Here is a 20,997-nt window from a genome sequence, read left to right as displayed (position 1 = left end):
GCGGAAAAAAAATGTTGCTTTTTTGAGAATATTAAAAATATATTAAGTTGAGGTGTCGGCCATCCTTGAATTTGCCATCGAGTGCGTATGTAATAGATAACACATTACGCCAAAATAGAAACTCAAATTTTCGTGACAGCGGACCTTTGCCAGCGCTCTTGCAACACTCCGATGCCATTTCATTCAGTTTAAAAAGGATATGGTATGAACCGGATATTTCGCTCGATATGGAATGCAATGACAGGCACCTCGGTAGCAGTTTCTGAAAATACCAAATCCCATGGCAAAGGCAGACGGGCGGCGAGCGCTGCGACGCCAGCGCAATCTCGCTTCACTTTGCAACTGAAAATTGCCTGTCTCGCGCTACTCTCGGCGTACCCGACGGTACATGCCACTGCGCTGATTTGGTACGCCAGTGGCAACGCCGCTGGTCAAGGCGGCAGCGGAACGTGGGATACCACGACGGCAACATGGTATAACGGCAGCATCTGGGCACCATGGAGCAATGTCGGCACCGATGATGCGGTGTTCAATGCTTCCGCCGCCGCGCCGGGTGGCGGTGACACGGTCACCCTGGCGGGCACCCTCAATATCAGAAATTTAACTTCCAACACGGCGTACACACTGACGGGCGGGACCTTAGGCCTGTCGGCCGGCGGCACCCTCATCACCGCCAATGGCGGCAATCTGACAATAGGTTCTGTGCTGTCTGGCACCGGCCCACTGACTACCGCTGGAACCTCGACCATCATTTTGAGCGGCACCAATACCTTCAGCGGTGCCAGCACCATTGGCGCAGGCAGCATTGTTCAAGTGGGAAACAACGCGACTTCCGGCACTTTCGGTCGCGGCAACATTCAAAATAACGGCACACTGAACTTCGCGCGTAGCGATACCTATACTATGGGCAATCAGCTCAGGGGCGGCGGCACACTCAATCAAAACGGCAGTGGCCTGACCATTCTCAACAATGCCAGCGCTTACACCGGGGTGATCAATATCAATGCCGGTTCGCTCGGCTTATACACCAACGGTGTCAACAACTATTCCGGCAGCGGCATCAATATTAATAACGGCAGCAGCTTGCTGCTCAATGCTTTCGGTGGTGCCAATCGCTACGACTTCAGTACCACGTTTAATTTTGACAGCCATGGTGGTGGCAGCATCATCGGCAATGCCACCCTCAACTGGGTCGAAGGTGGTCGAGGCATCATCTTCAAGACTAATGGCGGCGCAAAAAACAGCATCACCTCGCCCAACGACCTCAATATGAATGGGTCCAGCGCCATCACCTTTGACGTCACGCGTGGCAGCGATGCCGTCAGCGATCTCGACATCAATGTGGGCATGGGCAATAGCGGTGGTTCACTGATCAAACTCGGTACCGGCATTGCGACCCTGACCTCCCCCAACATCATCGGTGACTATAATGGCACCACCATCACTGGCGGTACGCTGCAAGTCGGCAACGGCGGTTCGACTGGTGTGTTAGGCGTCGGTACCGTCACTAACAATGCGACTTTGGCGATCAATCTCAATAACAGCACGACGCTTAGCGATCCCATCATTGGCACAGGTGACTTTAAGCAACTTGGTAGCGGCACCACCATTCTGGCTGACGCCAACACTTACAGCGGCACCACGACAATCAGCGCCGGTACCTTGCAGGTTGGCGATGGCACTACTATCGGTAGCCTTGGCACGGGCAATGTCGTCAATAACAGCAGCCTCGTCTTCAATCGCAGCGACAGTCTGAGCGTCGCCAACCAAATCAGCGGCACTGGCAATTTACTACAAAATGGCAGCGGCACCGCCATCCTGGGCGGTAACAATACCTACAGCGGCACCACGACGATCAGCGCCGGCACGCTGCAGGTTGGCGCTGGCAGCACTGCCGGCACCCTCGGTACTGGCAGTGTCGTCGATAACGGCAGCCTCACTTTCAATCGCAGCGACAGCCTGAGCGTCGCCAACCAAATTAGCGGCACTGGCAAATTACTGCAAAATGGCATTGGCACCGCCATTTTGACCGCCGCCAACACTTACAGCGGCACCACGACGATCAGCGCCGGCACGCTACAGGTTGGCGCTGGCAGCACTGCCGGCACCCTCGGTACTGGCAGTGTCGTCGATAACGGCAGCCTGGCTTTCAATCGCAGCGACAGCCTGAGCGTCGCCAACCAAATCAGCGGCACTGGCAAATTACTGCAAAATGGCATTGGCAGCGCCATTTTGACCGCCGCCAACACTTACAGCGGCACCACGACGATCAGCGCCGGCACCTTGCAGGTCGGTGCTGGCAGCACTGCCGGCACCCTTGGCACAGGTAATGTCGTCAACAACAGCAGCCTCGCCTTCAATCGCAGCGACAGCCTGAACGTCGCCAACCAGATCAGCGGCACCGGCAATTTACTGCAAAATGGTATTGGCACCGCCATACTGGCAGGTGCCAACACGTACAGCGGCACCACGACGATCAGCGCCGGCACCTTGCAGGTCGGTGCTGGCAGCACTGCCGGCACCCTTGGCACGGGTAATGTTGTCAACAACAGCAGCCTTGTCTTCAATCGCAGCGACAGCCTGAGCGTCGCCAACCAGATCAGCAGCACTGGCAATTTACTGCAAAATGGCATTGGCACCGCCATTTTGACCGCCACCAACACTTACAGCGGCATCACGACAATCAGCGCCGGTACGCTACAGGTCGGTGCTGGCAGCACTGCCGGCACCCTTGGCACGGGTAATGTCGTCAACAACAGCAGCCTCGCCTTCAATCGCAGCGACAGCCTGAGCGTGGCCAACCAAATCAGCGGCACTGGCAATTTACTGCAAAGTGGCATTGGCACTGCCATATTGGACGGTGCCAACACTTACAGCGGCACCACGACGATCAACGCCGGCACCTTGCAGGTTGGCGCTGGCAGCACTGCCGGTACCCTCGGTACTGGCAATGTCATCAATAGTAGCAGCCTCGCCTTCAATCGCAGTGACAGCCTGAGCGTCGCCAACCAAATCAGCGGCACTGGCAATTTACTGCAAAATGGCATTGGCAGCGCCATTTTGACCGCCGCCAACACTTACAGCGGCACCACGACGATCAGCGCCGGCACCTTGCAGATCGGTGCTGGCAGCACTACCGGCACCCTCGGTACTGGCAGTGTCGTCGATAACGGCAGCCTCGCTTTCAATCGCAGCGACAGCCTGAACGTCGCTAACCAGATCAGCGGCACCGGCAATTTACTGCAAAATGGTAGCGGCACCACCATTCTGAGCAACAGCAGCGCCAACACTTACAGCGGCACGACGACCATCAGCGCCGGCACCTTGCAGGTCGGTGCTGGCAGCACTGCCGGTACCCTCGGTACTGGTAGTGTCGTCGATAACGGCAGCCTCGCCTTCAATCGCAGCGACAGCCTGAGCGTCGCCAACCAAATCAGCGGCACTGGCAATTTACTGCAAAATGGCATTGGCACCGCCATTTTGACCGCCGCCAACACTTACAGCGGCATCACGACAATCAGCGCCGGTACACTACAGGTCGGTGCTGGCAGCACTGCCGGTACCCTTGGCACGGGTAATGTCGTCAACAACAGCAGCCTCGCCTTCAATCGCAGCGACAGCCTGAGCGTGGCCAACCAAATCAGCGGCACTGGCAATTTACTGCAAAACGGAATTGGTACTGCCATACTGGACGGTGCCAACACTTACAGCGGCACCACGACGATCAACGCCGGCACCTTGCAGGTTGGCGCTGGCAGCACTGCCGGTACCCTCGGTACTGGAAATGTCATCAATAATAGCAGCCTCGCCTTCAATCGCAGTAACAGCCTGAACGTCGCCAACCAGATCAGCGGTACCGGCAATTTACTGCAAAACGGAATTGGTACTGCCATACTGGACGGTGCCAACACTTACAGCGGCACCACGACGATCAGCGCCGGCACGCTACAGGTTGGCGCTGGCAGCACTGCCGGTACCCTCGGTACTGGCACTGTCATCAATAATAGCAGCCTCGCTTTCAATCGCAGCGACAGCCTGAACGTCGCCAACCAGATCAGCGGCACCGGCAATTTACTGCAAAGTGGCATTGGCACCGCCATTTTGACCGCCGCCAACACTTACAGCGGCATCACGACAATCAGCGCCGGTACGCTACAGGTCGGTGCTGGCAGCACTGCCGGTACCCTTGGCACGGGTAATGTCGTCAACAACAGCAGCCTCGCCTTCAATCGCAGCGACAGCCTGAGCGTCGCCAACCAGATCAGCGGCAGCGGCGGTGTATTGCAAGATGGCAGCGGCACCACCATTCTGAGCAACACCAGCCCCAACACTTATAGTGGCCCGACAACGATCAGCGCCGGCACGCTGCAGGTCGGTGCTGGCGGCACCAGTGGTTCTCTCGGTACCGGTGCTGTGACCAATAACGCCGCCCTGGTGTTGAATCGCAGTGACAGCGCCAGTTACGCCAATGACATTGGCGGCAGCGGCAGTTTGACCCAAGCGGGCAGCGGCACCAGCATCCTGAGCGCGACCAATAGTTATACTGGGCTGACCACAGTCAATGCCGGCACGCTGCAAATCGGTGCGGGTGCTAGCAGCGGTTCACTTGGCAGCGGCAGTGTGACTAATAATGCCAGCCTCGCGTTCAATCGCAGCGATACAGCTACCGTCGCCAACGCCATCAGCGGCAGCGGGGCTGTGCTACAAAATGGCAGCGGCGTGACAGTGCTGAGCGCAGCGAACACTTATAGCGGTGCTACCTTACTCAATCAAGGCACACTGCGTGCCGACATCATCAATGCCTTCGGCACGAACTCGGCGCTGTCTGCCAACGCCGGAACGACGCTCGATCTGGCTGCTTACAATCAAAACATCGGCAGCTTGGCCGGCAGTGGCAACGTCAGCAACAGTGGCGCGAGTTCAGCGCTCTTAAATACCGGTAACAATAATGCCTCCAGCACGTTTGCCGGCACGATAAGCGACGGTAGCGGCGGTGTGGCCCTGACCAAGAGTGGCAGTGGCACGCAGACCCTGTCCGGCAGCAACACTTATAGCGGCAACACCACCATTGCCGCCGGCACTTTGGCCGCCGGCGCTCTCAATAGCTTGAGCAGTAGTTCGGCGCTCAGCACGGTAGCTGGTGCGACCCTGAATGTCGGCGGCTACAATCAAAGCATCGCCGCGCTCAGCGGCAGCGGCGGTATTGTGACGAACGGCGGGCTGACTGCGGCCGTGCTGACGACGGGTACAAACAATGCCAGCAGCACTTACGCCGGCACGATACAAAATGGTAGTGGCGCACTAGGTTTGACGAAAGTGGGTAGTGGCACGCAAACGTTAACTGCTGCCAACAGTTATAGCGGTGTGACCAGCATCAACGCCGGCACGCTGCAAATCGGTACCGGTAGCAGCTCCGGCTCGCTCGGCAGCGGTGCCGTCATCAATAACGCCAGCCTGATATTCAATCGTAGCGACAGCATCACGCTCAACAACAATATCAGCGGCACGGGCAGTTTGACGCAAAACGGCAGCGGCACTCTCATCCTCGCGGCGGCCAATAGCTATACCGGCGCAACCACGCTCAGCCGCGGCGTCTTGAGCGCCGCCATCAGTAATGCCTTTGCCAGCAGTTCTGGCCTCACTACCAACACCGCTGGCAGCTTTGATCTGGCCGGCTTCAACCAAGCTATCGCGTCCTTGAATGGCAGTGGCGGTACCGTCACTAACAGCAGTAGCACTGCCGCCGTGCTCAGCACCGGTAGCGCTAACGGCACGGACAATTTTGCTGGTGTGATCAGCGACGGTGTCGGCCAAGTTTCTTTGAGCAAGCTTGGCAGCGGTACGCAGACTCTGTCCGGCAGCAATACCTATAGCGGCAGTACCGCGATTAGCGCCGGCACCCTGGCCGCTGCAGCCACCAATACCTTAAGCAGCAATTCGGCCTTGAACATTGCATCCGGTGCAATCCTCGACCTGGGCGGCTTCAATCAAAGCGTCGCTGCACTCGCTGGCAGCGGTGGCAGTGTGACTAACAATGGCCTCGTTGCCGCCGTGCTGACTAGCGGTGCAAATAATGCCGCCAGCAACTTTGCCGGCATACTACAGGATGGCACGGCCAGCCTGGCCTTGACAAAAACCGGCACTGGCACGCTGACGCTCTCTGGCAGCAGTACCTACAGCGGCACCACCACGATTACCGCTGGCACGCTGGCCGCCGCGACCAACAATGCGTGGAGCAGCAATTCGGCCGTCAGCACGGTGGCCGGTGCCACTCTCGATCTCGGTGGGTTTAACCAAACCATCGCTTCGCTGGTCGGCAGCGGCGGCAGCGTCACCAACTCTGGTGCAACAGGCGCAGCCTTAACGATGGGCGGCGACAACAGTTCCGGCACTTTCGCCGGTATTCTGCAAGATGGCTCGGCGACGACTGGCTTGACTAAAGCCGGCAGAGGCAGTTTGACTCTGTCCGGCAACAATACTTACAGCGGGGCCACCACTCTGAATCATGGTAGCTTGATTGCCGGTGTCGTCAATGCCCTCGGAAATAATTCGGCGCTACAAACCGCCAGCGGCACGACGCTTGATCTCGGTGGTTATCATCAAACGCTGGGCTCGCTGTCGGGCACCGGCGGCACGGTCACCAATAGTGGCGCTGCCAGCGTTGTACTCACGAGTGGTGGCAATAATACTGCCAGCCAATTCGCCGGCGATATCACGGATGGCACTGGCACGATCGCGTTGACGAAAGTCGGCAGCGCCACCCTGAGCCTTTCCGGCACCAACACTTACAGTGGTGCCACCACGATTAGCGGCGGCACCTTGGCCGCTGCTGCCGTCAATGCTTTCAGTAATAATTCGGTCGTCAGCACCGCCGCCGGTGCCACACTTGACCTCGGCGGATTTAATCAAACTATCGCCGCTCTGTCCGGCAGTGCCGGTACCGTCACCAATAGCGGTGCCAGCGCAGCCGTGCTCAACACCGGCGGCAATAACAGCTCCGGCAGTTTTGCCGGCACCATCAAAGATGGCGCGGCCAGCTTGGCGTTGCTCAAAACCGGTAGCGGCACCCTCAGCCTGAGCGCTGCGAATACTTATAGCGGTGGCACGACGATACAAGACGGCACGCTGAATTTGGATTTTTCTGCCGTCGGCGCACCGGCAAGTAATATCTTGGCGGCGGGTTCGGCCTTGACGTTACAGAACGGCACGCTGGTCGTCACTGGCCGGGCGGGACAAAACAATGGCGTCATACAAAGCTTGAGTGGTACCGTCAACAATTCCGGTAGCGATGCTGGTACGCTGAAATTTATTCAAAATGGGGCTCTCGATATCGACCTCAACCTCGGTGCACTCAATCCCAGCAGTAGCACCAATTTTGTCGGCGCGACTGGCGTGACAGTGGGTGCACGTTTCATCACCAGCTCCAGTGCCGGGGCCAACAATGCTCAGACTCAATTAGGCGGTGGCTCACTGTGGAATGGCGTAACTTTTGCATCAATTCAAAGTTTCGGTGGCATCAATTATGTCGTGGCGCTGCAAGCCCCGGTACAGACGGTGTATTCTGATCCTGCGGTCGGCCAAGTAGCGATACCGAATCTTGCCGCCGGCAATGCATTGGTCAGCTTAGTCAATGGCGGCACCAGTCAGGGGCCGAATTATTTGACCAGCAGCACGACGACGATTCAATCTTTACTGATGTTACAGAGCACAGCGCCGACAATCGTGGCGATGAATCACAATTCGCCTAGTGATACCTTGGTCCTTGGTAGCAATACCAGCAACAGCGCCACCGGCACGATTGCCTTGGCCAATGGCGCACAAGCCTTGACCGTAGGCCAGAGTCCTAACCAAGGGGTGCTGACTGCAGGTATTGCCGGGCCATCAACGCTCAATCTGAGCAATGCCAGCCATACTTCTGTACTCAGCATTAATTCCATCATCAGCGACAATGCCGCTGGTGGCCCCGTTTCACTCAATGTCGCCAACTCGGCAGCCGGCACCACGGTGCTGGCTGGCAACAACAACTACACCGGCACCACCCGAATAGGGTCCGGTACCTTACAAGTCGGGGCCGGCGGCAGCAGCGGCAGCCTCGGTAGCGGTGCAGTCATTACCGATGCCACCCTGGCCCTCAATCGCAGCGATGCCATCACGCTCGCCAATGCCATCAGCGGTAGCGGTGGTCTCAGCCAAATCGGTAGTGGCACAACCACGCTCAGCGGCAGCAATAGCTACAGCGGCGCTACCGCCATCAGCGCCGGCACACTGCGCGGCGGGGCCGCGAATGTCTTAGGTAGTAACTCGGCACTGAGCACAGTCGCCGGTGCCAGCCTCGATGTGGGCGGCTATGACCAAGCCATCGGTTCGCTCGCCGGCAGCGCTGGCACGGTCACCAATAGCGCCACGGCAGCGGCCACACTCAGCATTGGCAGCGACAATAGCTCCACCAGCTTCGCCGGTACCATACAAGATGGCACGGCTGCAGTCGCTCTGAGCAAAACCGGCAGCGGTACTCTGACCTTGAGCGCCACTAATACCTATAGCGGTGCCACCACGATTAGCAGCGGCACGATCAGCGCTTGTGCGCTCAATGCAATCGGCAGCAATTCTGCGCTCACTACCAGCAGTGGTACCAGCTTGGATTTGTGTGGTTATAAGCAAACCATCGCTTCGCTGGCTGGTAGCGGCGGTACGGTGACCAACAGCGGTAGCAATGCCGCACTGTTAATCACTGGCAGTAATAACAGCAATACCAGCTTTTCCGGCGTGCTCAGTGACGGCAACAGCGCTGTCGGTCTGACTAAAACCGGTAGCGGCATCCAAACTCTGGCCGGCAACAGTAGCTACAGCGGGGCTACCACGATTATCAGCGGCAGCTTGGCCGCCGCCGCCCTCAATGCCTTGAGCAGTAACTCGGCCGTCACGACCCAAGCCGGTGCGACCCTCGATGTCGGCGGCTACGACCAAACCATCGCCTCTCTGTCGGGCAGCGGCGGCAGTGTTACCAACAATGGGACGACAGCAGCCAACTTGACGAGTGGCGGCGACAACCACTCCAGTAGCTTTGCCGGAAGCATACAGGATGGCACGGCCGCCCTGGCACTGACAAAAACCGGCAGCGGCAAGCTCACCCTCTCCGGTACCAATACCTACAGCGGTGCCACTACCATCGCCGCCGGCAGCTTGGTCGGCGCTGCCAGTAATGCCTTGAGCAGCAATTCTCACGTCAGCACCGCCGCCGGCGGCACGCTTGACCTCGGTGGCTTTAATCAAGCCATCGCCGCCCTGTCTGGTAGCGCCGGCACTGTCACCAACAGTGGTGCCAGCGCCGCCGTGCTTAGCCTGGGTGGCAATCAGAGCTCCGGCAGTTTTGCCGGCATCATGCAAGATGGCGCAGCCAGTCTGGCGCTGCTGAAAACCGGCAGCGGCATGCAAACTCTGAGTGCGGCGAATAACTACAGCGGCGGGACGACGATACAAGCCGGCACACTGAACTTGGATTTTTCCGCCGCTGGTGCACCGCTGACAAATATTTTAGCGGCCGGCTCGGCCTTGATTTTGCAGGACGGCACTTTACTGGTCACCGGACGCGCAGGCCAAAACAATGGCGTCATACAAACATTGAGCAGCACCACCAACAGTATCGGTGCCGGTACGCTGAAATTCAATCAAAATGGCGCCCTTGATATCGATCTCAACCTCGGCGCGCTCGCCACCAACAGCACGACCAATTTTGTCGGCGCGACCGGCGCCACAATTGGTGCGCGTTTCATCACCAGCAGCAGTGCCGGGGCCAATGACGCACAGACTCAAATCGGTGGAGGTTCCCTCTGGAATGGCGTGAATTTTGCATCCATTCAAAACGTCGCTGGCATCAATTACGTCGTGGCTCTGCAAACCGCTGCACAAAACGTGTATTCCGATCCAGCCGCCGGTCCCGTGGCGATACCAAATATTCCGGCCGGAAACGCGGTGGTGCAGTTAGTCAATGGCGGCAGTGCCTCAGGGCAGAATTATTTAGCCAGCAGCACAACGACGATACAATCCTTACTGATGTCACAGAGTACGGCACCGACGGTGCTGGCGATGAACCACAATTCGCCCAATGACAGCTTGGTCATCGGTAGCAATACCAGTAACAGCACCACCGGCACGATTGCCTTGGCCAATGGCGCGCAAGCTTTGACCATAGGCCAAAGTCCTAACCAAGGGGTGCTGACTGCCGGCATTGCCGGGCCATCAACGCTCAATCTGAGTAATGCCAGCCCTACTGCGGTACTGAGCATTAATTCCATCATCAGCGACAATGCCGCTGGCGGCCCCGTGTCACTCAATGTGGCCAACACGGCGGCCGGCACCACTGTGTTAGCCGGCAACAGCAGCTACACCGGTACGACCACCATCGGTACGGGCACCTTACAAGTTGGCGCAGGCGGCAATAGCGGCAGCTTAGGCAGTGGTGCCGTCAGCGATAGTGGCACGCTGGCACTTAATCGCAGCGATGCCTTGAGCTTGGCCAATGCCATCAGCGGCAGCGGCGGTGTCAGTCAGATCGGCAGCGGCACGACTACTCTGAGCGGCAGTAACAGCTACACCGGTGCCACCAGCGTCAGCGCCGGCACTCTGGCGGCTGGAGCGGTCAATGCCTTTGGCAGCAACTCTGCGCTGAGTACCGCGGCCGGTGCCACGGTTGATCTCGGGGGCTACAACCAAACCGTCGGTTCGCTCGCCGGCAGCGGCGGCAGCGTCACCAACAGCGGCAGCAGCCCGGCCACACTCAGCAGCGGCGGCGACAACAGCTCAACGATTTTTGCTGGCACCATACAAGATGGCACGGCCGCGGTCGCCCTGAGCAAAACCGGCAGCGGCACCCTGACTCTGACCGGCACGAACACCTACAGTGGTGCCACCACAGTCAGCAGCGGTACCCTGGCGGCCGGAGCCGTCAATGCTTTCGGTAGCAATTCTGCCGTCAGCACGGCCGCCGGTGCCAATCTCGATCTCGCTGGCTATAATCAAAGCATCGGTTCTTTGGTCGGCAGTGGCGGCAATATCAGCAACAGTGGCACGGCAGCCGCATTGCTGACTACCGGCGGCAATAATGCGACGAGTAATTTTGCCGGCACCATCGCTGACGGCGTCGGCATCGTCGCCTTCAGCAAAACCGGTAGCGGCACCCAAACTCTGTCCGGCAGCAATACTTATACCGGAACAACCACCATCAGCGCCGGCACCTTGGCTGCTGGGGCAGTCAATGCTTTCGGCAGCAACTCGGCCGTCAGCACCGGCGCCGGTGCCAGCCTTGATCTGGGCGGTTATAACCAAGCCATCGGCTCGCTCACTGGCAGCGGCGGCAGCGTCACCAACAGCGGCAGCAGCCCGGCCACACTCAGCAGCGGCGGCGACAACAGCTCCACGGCTTTTGCTGGCACCATACAAGATGGCACGGCCGCGGTCGCCTTGAGCAAAACCGGCAGCGGCACCCTGACTCTGGCCGGCACGAACACCTACAGTGGCGCCACCAACGTGACTGCCGGCACGCTCAGCGCCGGTGCGGCCCAAGCCTTGAGCCCGAACTCGGCCGTCAGCATCGCCGGCACGGCCAGCCTCGATCTCGGCGGTTTTAATCAAACCATCGCCTCCTTGGCCGGCACTGGCGGTAACGTCACCAACAGTGGGCTCACCGCCGCCGTGCTCAGCGCTGGCGCCGATAACAGTTCCACCAGCTTTGCCGGCAGCCTCATCGATGGCCTCGGCACGGTAGGCTTGAGCAAAGCAGGCAGTGGCACGCTAAGCTTGTCTGGCAGCAACACCTACAGCGGTGCCACCACGCTGACCGCCGGCACCCTCAGCGCTACGGCCGCGAATGCACTGAGCCCGCATTCTGCCATCACACTGACCAGCACCAGCACGCTCGATCTGGGTGGTTACAATCAACTGATCGGTTCGCTGGCCGGCACTGGCAGCGTCACCAATAACGGTGCCACTGCCGCGCAACTGAGCAGCGGTGGCGACAACAGCTCGAGTAATTTTTCCGGTATTCTCAGCGATGGCAGCGCCGCACTCGGTTTGGCTAAGGTCGGTAGCGGCACGCTGACACTGTCTGGTGCCAATACCTACAGCGGTGCCACCACCGTCAGCGGCGGCACGCTCAAAGCTTGTGCCAGCAACGCCCTAGGTAACAATTCAGCGCTCAGCACTGTCGCCGGGGCCAGCGTCGATTTGTGCGGCTTCAATCAAAACGTCGGCTCGCTCGCCGGCAGCGCCGGCAGTATCACCAACACTGCCGCCGCGGCGGCCGAACTCAAGCTCGGTAACGACAACAGCTCGACCAGTTTCGCCGGCTCGATTGCCGATGGCGCTGGCACGGTCGCTATCAATAAAATCGGCAGCGGCACCACCACTCTCAGCGGCAGCAATAGCTACAGTGGCAGCACCACCATCAACGCGGGTACACTGCTCGCCGGTGCAGCAAATACCCTTAGCCCGGCCTCGGCTTACACCGTGGCAGCAAAAGCGAAGCTCGATCTGGCCGGATTCAATCAGACGGTGGCGAGCTTAAGCAACAGCGGCACGGTCTCGCTGCTTGGCAGCGTAGCGGGCACAACGCTCACCGTCAACGGTGCTTACACTGGCAATGGCGGGACTTTGCAATTGGGCAGCAATCTTTCTGCTGCTGGCGTTTCTGACATGCTGGTCTTGAATGGCCCGACTGCCAGTGCCAGCGGCAAAACCACGGTACAAATCGTCAATCTCGGTGGGCTCGGTGGATTAACCAGCGGCAACGGTATTAAAGTGATTGCTGCCCAAAATGGGGCCACCACCACGGCACAAACGTCAAAAGATGCCTTTGCCTTGGCCGGCTCGACCGCCGTACCGTTGAGCGTACCCGGAACCATGCGCGCCAGCAGTGCTGCCGTGCTGGCCGCTGTGACTACCCCTCACGTCGATGCCGGCGCCTACCAATACCGCTTGTATGCCGGTGACCTCAGCGGCGCTGGTCAAGACTGGTATTTGCGCTCGCAATTGACAGCACCGGCACCGTCTAACCCATTAGCTCCATCGGATCCGGTAACCGCCCCAGTCACGACTTACCGCATCGAAGTGCCGCTGTTCGCCGCGCTGGCAGCCCAAACGCGTCAAGCTGACTTGAGCATGTTGGGCAATCGCAGTCATCGTAATGGCGACGACAATCAACATACACAATCGATCGATCCACTCGACGCCCAGGCTCGGCACGCTTGGGGGCGTCTGCTCAGCACGCAGATCAACTCGGCCCAAGACGGCGCAGTGCAACAAAGCAGCACCGGTCGCCTGAATGGCTTCCAAGCCGGCACCGATGTGTATGCCGACAAACAACTGCGCGGTGGCGTCTATGTCGGCAAGCTTGACGGCAACGCCAGCGTCAGCGGCTTTGCCGGTGGCACCACCGGTTTGGTCGGCAATACCGACATTCGTTCCGAATACAAGGGTGCATATTTAACCTACACCAACACGGCCGCGCATTATTATCTCGATGCCGTGCTGCAGAGCGGCACCCACCACTACAGCATCACACCAATCGGCAGCATGGCCAGCAATGCTAAAGGCAGTACCCTCAGCACTTCTTTAGAAGCTGGCTGGACCTTACCAATCAGCGCAGGGATGACGCTGGAGCCGCAATTGCAGTTGATCCACCAAGATGTGCGTTTCGATGATGCCGCGATTTCCGGTGCCACGGTCGAGCAACACAATGCCGCCGGCTGGGTAACGCGCGCCGGTTTGCGCCTCAAAGGGCAGACCAGCACCGCAATCGGGGTTTTGCAACCGGATGTCAGCGTCAATGTGTATCGTGCCAACTCGGGCAACAGCATCACGCGCTTCGTCAATTTGCCATCCAGCACCGATATTGCCAGCAGCAGCGGCTATACGGCGCTTGAACTCAGTGCCGGCTTTAACTTGGCCTTGAATCAGCAATTCAGCGTGTATGGCCATGTTGATCGACTCGAGCGCACTGGCCAAGGCCATGCCGGCAGCACCGCTGCTTCAATCGGGGTGTTGTGGCATTGGTAGACAAAAAATGACAAACGGCACTGCGGTGCCGTTTGTCATTTGTCATTTGTCGTTCCAGCGCTGGCAAGCAGAGTAATTAACTGCCAGCGATCATCATTTTCTCGATCAAAATCGAGCCGGTTTGCTTGGTGCCACGCACCAAGGTATCGGCACCGATGGCAAGAATTTGTTGAAACATATCGCGCATATTGCCGGCGATGGTGATCTCTTCAACCGGATACTGAATCACCCCATGCTCCACCCAAAAACCGGAAGCTCCACGAGAGTAATCACCAGTAACGTAGTTGACGCCCTGCCCCATCAATTCGGTCACTAACAAACCGCTACCCATTTTTTTGAGCATCGCGGCAAAATTATCGCTCGCCTTGGTTTGACTGGAAGTCAGCGACAAATTATGCGAACCGCCGGCGTTACCGGTAGTTTGCATACCCAGCTTACGCGCCGAATAGCAGGACAGAAAATATCCTTGCAACACCCCTTGATCGACCACGGTACGCCGCGTGGTCTTGACGCCTTCATCATCGAACGGAGAAGAACCGACCGCACCGAGCACATGTGGATCTTCCAGCACCTGTATATGCTGCGGAAAAACTTGCGTACCGAGTGAATCGAGCAAAAACGAGGATTTACGATACAAAGCCCCGCCCGAGGTGGCTTGTACGAAGGAGCCGAGCAAGCCGGCTGCCAACGGTGCTTCAAACAAGACCGCGCAGTGACGCGTCGACAGTTTGCGCGCATTCAAGCGTGCCAAGGCGCGTTCGGCAGCGTAACGCCCGATCGCTTCCGGCGAGGCCAATTGCTTGGGATTGCGGTGCGAGGAATACCAATCGTCGCGCTGCATCTTGGCACCCTTGCCAGCGATAGGCGCGACCGATATCGTGTGCCGAGAAATCGGATAACCACCGAGAAAACCGCGCGAGTTCGCCGCGATGAAATGTGATTGTTGAACGTGTACCCCCGCCCCCTCACTGTTGCTGATGCGTGGATCCACATCAAAAGCAGCTGCTTCGGTACGCTGCGCCAGTTCGATCGCCTGTTCTGCCGTAATCAGCCAAGGATAGCAGAGCGCCAGATCGCGCGGTGCCATTTCCAGCAGCTCGGCATCGGGCAAACCGGCACAGTCGTCTTCGGCAGTGAAGCGCGCAATGTTGTAGGCCGCATCGACGGTATCACGCAAGGCTTGGGTAGAAAAATCGGAGGTGCTGGCATTGCCGCGACGCTGACCGATATACACGGTAATACCGATGCCCTTATCGCGATTCTGCTCTATCGTTTCGACTTTGCCTTTGCGGACACTGATCGATAAACCGCTGCCCTCACTGATTTCTACGGCGGCATCGGAAGCGCCTTTTTCTTTAGCAAAAAGCAACATATCCTGTGCAATTTGTTTCAACTGCTCGGATGAATGGGTAAACACTGGTTTGCTCATGGACACGGTTTCTGAAGTAAATTTCTGAATGAAGACTACGCAAAGAATGCTGAGCTGAAGGTCGGTTCGCAATGCATGGTAGACCAAACACACATCATAACGGAAAAATCACTAAACTTTCAGGCTCTGCAGCCGGGATTTTTGCCGATATCCTGCCAGAGAGCCCCCTAAAGAGGGTATCATAGCAGCCGTTTCTTTCAGTTTATAGTAAAGGCGCAGAATTATGCCAAATCCAAATCGTGGCTCATGTGGCTACCAGTCTAACGAGTTTGAAGAAGAGTACGACCGTCCTTCCAAATCCCAGCTCAAGCGCGAAATGACCGCGCTGCAAAAACTCGGCCAAGAACTGGTCGAACAACCGCGTGATCGCGTCAAACGGGTACCGATGCCGGAAGACGTGCGCGATGCCATCCTGACTTGTCAGCAAATCACCAGCCACGAGGGTCGGCGTCGGCAAATGCAGTATGTCGGCAAAAGAATGCGCACGCTCGATGAGAGCGAAGTCGCATTGATCCAAAAAACCATAGACAGCTGGAAAGGCGCCTCGAAATCCGAGACCGCCGCCATGCATGCGCTCGAACGTCGCCGTGACAAATTGCTCAGCGATGACAATGCACTGACCGAGCTGATGGTCGAACATCCTGAGCTCGACGTGCAGCAATTGCGCACCATGATACGCAATGCCCGTAAAGAGCAAGCCGAAAACAAACCACCAAAAGCTTACCGCGAAGTGTTCCAATTGCTCAAGCAATTGCAAAAAGCTGCTGCCGGCGATGCCGAACTGGTGGATGCCGATGCTGAGGACGAGGACGATGACGCCTATTGATACCATCACGACCGAACGCGCCCTGCGCATCGGTTTGGTGTCGATTTCCGACCGCGCCTCGGCCGGCGTTTATCAAGACCAAGGCTTGCCGGCCTTGCAGCAGTGGTTAACTGCCGCACTGACCAGCCCTTGGGAAGTGGAAACGCGCCTGATCCCCGATGACCGCATGAGCATCGAAGCCACCTTGATCGAACTGGTTGATCAAGCCCACTGCGATCTGGTGCTGACCACCGGTGGTACTGGCCCGGCCCGCCGCGACGTCACGCCCGAAGCGACCTTAGCCGTAGCCAGCAAAGCCATGCCGGGCTTCGGCGAACAAATGCGCCAGATCAGCCTGCACTTCGTACCGACGGCGATTTTATCGCGGCAGTTGGCCGTCATTCGTGAAACTACCGATCATGCCGCGCTGATTCTGAATTTACCCGGGCAACCGAAAGCAATCAAAGAAACCTTGGAAGGCTTGAAAGACAGCGAGGGCAAGCAGCTCGTCGCCGGTATTTTTGCCGCCATTCCGTATTGCATCGACCTCATCGGCGGCCCGTACAGCCGCACCAACGCCGCGGTGTGCCAAGCATTCCGCCCGAAATCGGCGCAACGTCCGCCGGCCTGATTGACTACTTTCGACCAAGCGACCATGAACCCATTACTCGACACCATAGAACTGGAAAGTGCGCCCAACCCGAGCGCCGCCATCATCTGGATGCACGGCCTCGGTGCCGATGCCAATGATTTTGTCCCCATCGTCAAAGAACTCGATTTGCGTGCTTGCCCAGCTTTACGCTTTGTGTTTCCGAACGCGCCGAGCATCCCGGTAACGATCAATGGCGGCTACGTGATGCGCGCTTGGTACGACATACTCGGCACCGACATCGCCAAACGCGAAGATGAAAACGGCTTGCGTCAATCGCAACTGGCGATAGAACAATTGATAGAACGTGAAATCGCCCGCGGCATACCGGCCGAACGGATTATCTTGGCCGGTTTTTCACAAGGCTGCGCCATGGCCTTACAAACCGGCTTGCGCTATCCGCACAAACTGGCCGGCTTCTTGTGCTTATCCGGCTACGTACCGCTGCGCGATGTGGTCGCAGCCGAACGCAGCCCAGTGAATCAAGCGACGCCCGTGTATCTGGCCCACGGCAATGCCGACACAGTAATTCCGCTGGCACGTGCCGAGCAATCGCGCGATTTGCTGATCGACTTAGGCTACCCAGTCGCCTGGCATGAATACCGGATGGCGCATTCGGTCTGCGGCGAAGAAATTGCCGACATCAGCCGCTGGCTCAGCAGCGTCTTCGCACAACCGGCTTAAGCTACGACACCGAGCAGAGTGCCCCCTGCTCGACTCACTCAGACCAAGGCTTTCCAAGTCTGCAGATCAATCTGCACTTGCGTGTCGCCAGCCGACATCCAAATTTGCCCATCCTGTATCGTGCATTGTAATTGCATAGAACGTTGCGCCAACTTGGCCAATTCTTGGCTCTGCTGGGCTGGCACATTCATCACACACAAATTCTTGGCACGATCGAGTCGGCTATTCATTTGCCGCCACCAGATATCACTGGCGTTAGCAAAACTGTAGACCAGCACCTGCTCGGAACGGCCGCAAGCTTTAAGTAAGCGCCGATCATCGGGCTGACCTACTTCTACCCACAACAAAAATGCCTCGGTATAATCTTTGAGCATCACATCCGGCTCTTCCGTATCGGAAATGCCGCGCCCGAATTGCAGCCGCTCGGCCGCATGAATCGCAAACGCCAATACCCGTATCATCATGCGCTCATCGGTTTCTGATGGATGACGCGCGATCGTTAAACTATGGTCGGCGTAGTAGCCGCGATCCATATCCGAGATATTCAGATCGGCCTTATAAATGGTGGATTTGATTGCCATTATTTGAATACCACCGTTTTATGACCATTGAGTAAGATGCGATGCTCAACAAAACATTTAACCGCACGGGCCAACACCACACATTCCACATCACGACCAATCGCCGTCAAGGTATCGGGCCCCATGGAATGATCGACGCGCTCGACATCTTGTTCGATGATCGGCCCTTCGTCCAGGTCACCGGTAACAAAATGGGCCGTCGCGCCGATCAACTTCACACCACGTTCATGCGCCTGATAATACGGCTTGGCCCCTTTAAAACTAGGCAAGAAAGAATGATGAATATTGATCGCCTTGCCCGCCAAAGCAGTACACAGTTGCGGCGACAGAATCTGCATGTATCTGGCTAACACCACCAACTCGATCTGATGCTCAGCCACCAGCGCGAGAATTTTCTGTTCCTGCGCTTGTTTCGCCGCCGCATCGGCACCGGCTGCCAGCGGCAAATGATGGAAGGGAATATTGTAACTGGCGGCGAGCTGGTAAAAATCAGTGTGATTAGAGACGATGGCCTTGATTTCCACCGGCAGCAAACCGCTCTTATAACGGAACAGCAAATCATTGAGACAGTGGCCGATTTTCGACACCATCAAAATCACACGTGGCTTGTGATGCGCATCGTGCAATTGCCAATTCATATGCAGCTCGCTGCCGAGCAGCCCGAAGGCCGCGCGCAAGGCCGCATCGGCCACATTCACATCTTCCAATGCGAAATGCACGCGCATGAAAAAAGTCGCCGATTGCGCATCGCCGAACTGAGCCGAATCGATAATATTACAAGCGTGATCGGACAAAAAACCCGAAACACGATGAACAATGCCGCGTTGATCGGGGCAAGAAAGAGTGAGGATATATTCTGGTTGCAAGCTCATAAATGATTCTGCGCGCCTTCGCCGGCACGCCCTAAGGGGGATGATGGCCGCCGCCGAAAGCAAGGGCCATAAAATAACCCGCTATTGTCGCATGATCAAGCGCGAAATTGATCAAAGCCCTCACATACGAGTCTGATCAGAATAAAAAGCACGGACGTTCTAATTGATGTATAGTCATCCTTTCAGCGCAGCGTTTGACACTGCTGCTGATTTCTTCTGATTACCCCGACAACCACGGAGACACCATGACCCCATCCAGCAACCAGCAATACCGCCTCGCCGCCCGCCCGGTCGGCATGCCAAAAACCAGCGATTGGTCATTCGTGACCGACGCCCTGCCGGAACTCAAAGAAGGCGACATCTTGGTGCAAACTATTTACCTCTCACTCGACCCGGCCATGCGTGGTTGGATGAATGAAGGGAAATCGTACATCCGTCCGGTAGCGATCGGTGAAGTCATGCGTGCCGGCGGCGTCGGCAAGATCATCGCCTCGAAATCAGATCGCTTTGCCATCGGCGATTACGTCTCGGGTGGCACCGGGGTGCAGCAATATTGGAGTGGTCCGGCCAACGACAAGACCGCGGCATTTTATAAAATCGACCGCAGCTTAGCCCCCCTGCCCAAATACCTCAATGCCCTCGGCATGCCAGGCATGACCGCGTATTTCGGCTTGCTCGATGTCGGCCAACCCAAGGCTGGCGAAACCGTCGTGGTGTCGGGTGCGGCCGGTGCGGTTGGACAAACCGTCGGCCAAGTCGCCAAACAGCATGGTTGTCGCGTAGTCGGCATCGCCGGCGGCAAAGATAAGTGCGACTTTGTCGTCAATGAACTCGGCTTTGATGCCTGCATCGATTACAAAACCGGCTCGTTACGCGATGGCTTGAAAGAGTTTTGTCCGAACGGCGTCGACATTTATTTCGATAACGTCGGCGGCGACATACTCGATACAGTACTCACCCGTATCAACCTCAAAGCGCGCATCATCATCTGCGGCGCGATCTCTCAATACAATAACACCACGGCAGTGAAAGGCCCGGCCAATTACTTATCACTGCTGGTCAACCGCGCACGCATGGAAGGGATCGTCGTCTTTGACTATGCAGCGCGCTATGCCGAAGCCGTCACGGTGATGGGCCAATGGATGGCGGCCGGACAGTTCCAAACACGCGAAGACATCGTCGATGGCCTGGAAAATTTCCCCGCCACCCTGCTCATGCTGTTTGAAGGAAAGAACTTTGGGAAATTGATACTGCAAGTCAGCGGCGAATAAATTCAGCAGCCTGCAATCGCAATCCGGGGCGAGCAAGCTTGTCCCGGAAATGTAGAGAAATATCGACAGACACCAAGGGAAGCCATCCGCTCACAACGCGTCGAGCCCGAACAGCTTGGCCGCTTGTGATTGGCTCATGCCGCTGCGGGTCAGATGGGCTTTCAATGCCTTCATCCAGCCAGAGCACAGCTTCATGTTTGCCGCTGCTTCGGGCGTGTCCTCTATCGCATCCCAAATACTGGCGAATTCTTGATGACGCATTTTTCTCGCTCCATCAAGACTAGTCGATAACGGCTCGCCGCCAAATCCATTACGCGCAACTCGGTCGTTGTACGCAATATCCATAAGAAATTTTGTGTCCATGTTGCGCGGCCCACATCCGCATTGCACGATGCAGATCGTCGGGCAGATTGCGTACTGTCAGCGCTGTCATCACATCAGCTCATCAACAATCCGACTAGGGTTGAAAACTCCGGCCAAAAGAGGCTGTCGCAAAAGGGTATTGAGTCGGTATCATTACCCCAACTGGTGGCCACGTCATTCCTGCGCGCTTTTGGCAGGAACCCAGCGGCGTTCGTGCTTAACTGAAAATGCCAGATATGATCGTGTTTTCAGCGCTGAAAACGACACTGGGTTCCCGCCAAAAGCATGCGG

At 57.3% G+C, this 20,997-nt stretch carries 9 protein-coding genes and 1 pseudogene; 5 read left to right on the top strand and 5 right to left on the bottom strand.

All coding sequences use genetic code 11. From position 1 onward, the window contains the following. Positions 1–204: 204 nt before the first annotated feature. A complete protein-coding gene (locus tag QN359_RS04435) occupies positions 205–14,052 on the top strand; it encodes an autotransporter-associated beta strand repeat-containing protein (RefSeq protein WP_322248285.1) in 13,848 nt (4,615 codons plus the stop codon). A gap of 76 nt (positions 14,053–14,128) precedes the next feature. Here the strand turns inward: QN359_RS04435 and pmbA are convergent, their stop codons facing one another. Next, positions 14,129–15,481 carry a metalloprotease PmbA gene (pmbA, locus tag QN359_RS04430; protein WP_322248284.1) on the bottom strand — a complete coding sequence of 451 codons (1,353 nt, stop codon included), beginning with the start codon at positions 15,479–15,481 and terminating at the stop codon, positions 14,129–14,131. Positions 15,482–15,704: 223 nt separating this feature from the next. Here pmbA and yjgA point away from each other — a divergent pair, with 223 nt between their 5' ends. Genes yjgA through QN359_RS04415 form a run of 3 tightly spaced genes read left to right on the top strand, consistent with a single transcriptional unit; the run spans position 15,705 to position 17,619 of the window. Then, positions 15,705–16,307, top strand: coding sequence for a ribosome biogenesis factor YjgA (yjgA, locus tag QN359_RS04425; protein ID WP_322248283.1), 603 nt, complete (start codon positions 15,705–15,707; stop codon positions 16,305–16,307). Then, positions 16,294–16,917, top strand: coding sequence for a molybdopterin adenylyltransferase (gene mog, locus QN359_RS04420; RefSeq protein ID WP_322248282.1), 624 nt, complete (start codon positions 16,294–16,296; stop codon positions 16,915–16,917). The genes yjgA and mog overlap by 14 nt, the downstream gene beginning before the upstream one ends. Positions 16,918–16,941: 24 nt before the next feature. After that, a complete protein-coding gene (locus QN359_RS04415) occupies positions 16,942–17,619 on the top strand; it encodes a carboxylesterase (protein ID WP_322248281.1) in 678 nt (225 codons plus the stop codon). 38 nt (positions 17,620–17,657) lie between these two features. Here QN359_RS04415 and QN359_RS04410 read toward each other — a convergent pair whose 3' ends face one another. Further along, complete coding sequence (locus QN359_RS04410) at positions 17,658–18,200, bottom strand: YaeQ family protein (protein WP_322248280.1); 543 nt, start codon at positions 18,198–18,200, stop codon at positions 17,658–17,660. Continuing rightward, entirely contained in the window at positions 18,200–19,072 is an 873-nt protein-coding gene (gene purU / locus QN359_RS04405; RefSeq protein ID WP_322248279.1) for a formyltetrahydrofolate deformylase, read from the bottom strand. The genes QN359_RS04410 and purU overlap by 1 nt, the downstream gene beginning before the upstream one ends. A 245-nt stretch (positions 19,073–19,317) precedes the next feature. Between purU and QN359_RS04400 the strand changes: the two genes are divergently transcribed. Next, entirely contained in the window at positions 19,318–20,343 is a 1,026-nt protein-coding gene (locus QN359_RS04400) for an NADP-dependent oxidoreductase (protein ID WP_322248278.1), read from the top strand. A gap of 102 nt (positions 20,344–20,445) precedes the next feature. On the opposite strand, the pseudogene QN359_RS04395 reads toward QN359_RS04400, so the two are convergent. Together QN359_RS04395 and QN359_RS20060 are read right to left on the bottom strand one after the other, a co-directional pair. Continuing rightward, positions 20,446–20,604, bottom strand: a pseudogene (locus tag QN359_RS04395) (XRE family transcriptional regulator); the annotation flags it as partial. 49 nt (positions 20,605–20,653) lie between these two features. After that, a complete protein-coding gene (locus QN359_RS20060) occupies positions 20,654–20,776 on the bottom strand; it encodes a FitA-like ribbon-helix-helix domain-containing protein (RefSeq protein WP_416200188.1) in 123 nt (40 codons plus the stop codon). Positions 20,777–20,997 lie beyond the last annotated feature (221 nt).

It is taken from the genome of Undibacterium sp. 5I2, from assembly GCF_035019605.1.
GTDB lineage: Bacteria > Pseudomonadota > Gammaproteobacteria > Burkholderiales > Burkholderiaceae_D > Undibacterium.
The sequence above is the reverse complement of the archived record's forward strand: the minus strand, read 5'-3'. Positions and strand labels throughout refer to the sequence as shown.

Bases quoted from the DNA above. Each gene is read 5' to 3' on its own strand.
- QN359_RS04435 (WP_322248285.1), top strand. From the start codon at position 205: ATGAACCGGATATTTCGCTCGATATGGAATGCAATGACAGGCACCTCG.
- pmbA (WP_322248284.1), bottom strand. From the start codon at position 15,481: ATGAGCAAACCAGTGTTTACCCATTCATCCGAGCAGTTGAAACAAATT.
- yjgA (WP_322248283.1), top strand. From the start codon at position 15,705: ATGCCAAATCCAAATCGTGGCTCATGTGGCTACCAGTCTAACGAGTTT.
- mog (WP_322248282.1), top strand. From the start codon at position 16,294: ATGACGCCTATTGATACCATCACGACCGAACGCGCCCTGCGCATCGGT.
- QN359_RS04415 (WP_322248281.1), top strand. From the start codon at position 16,942: ATGAACCCATTACTCGACACCATAGAACTGGAAAGTGCGCCCAACCCG.
- QN359_RS04410 (WP_322248280.1), bottom strand. From the start codon at position 18,200: ATGGCAATCAAATCCACCATTTATAAGGCCGATCTGAATATCTCGGAT.
- purU (WP_322248279.1), bottom strand. From the start codon at position 19,072: ATGAGCTTGCAACCAGAATATATCCTCACTCTTTCTTGCCCCGATCAA.
- QN359_RS04400 (WP_322248278.1), top strand. From the start codon at position 19,318: ATGACCCCATCCAGCAACCAGCAATACCGCCTCGCCGCCCGCCCGGTC.
- QN359_RS20060 (WP_416200188.1), bottom strand. From the start codon at position 20,776: ATGACAGCGCTGACAGTACGCAATCTGCCCGACGATCTGCATCGTGCA.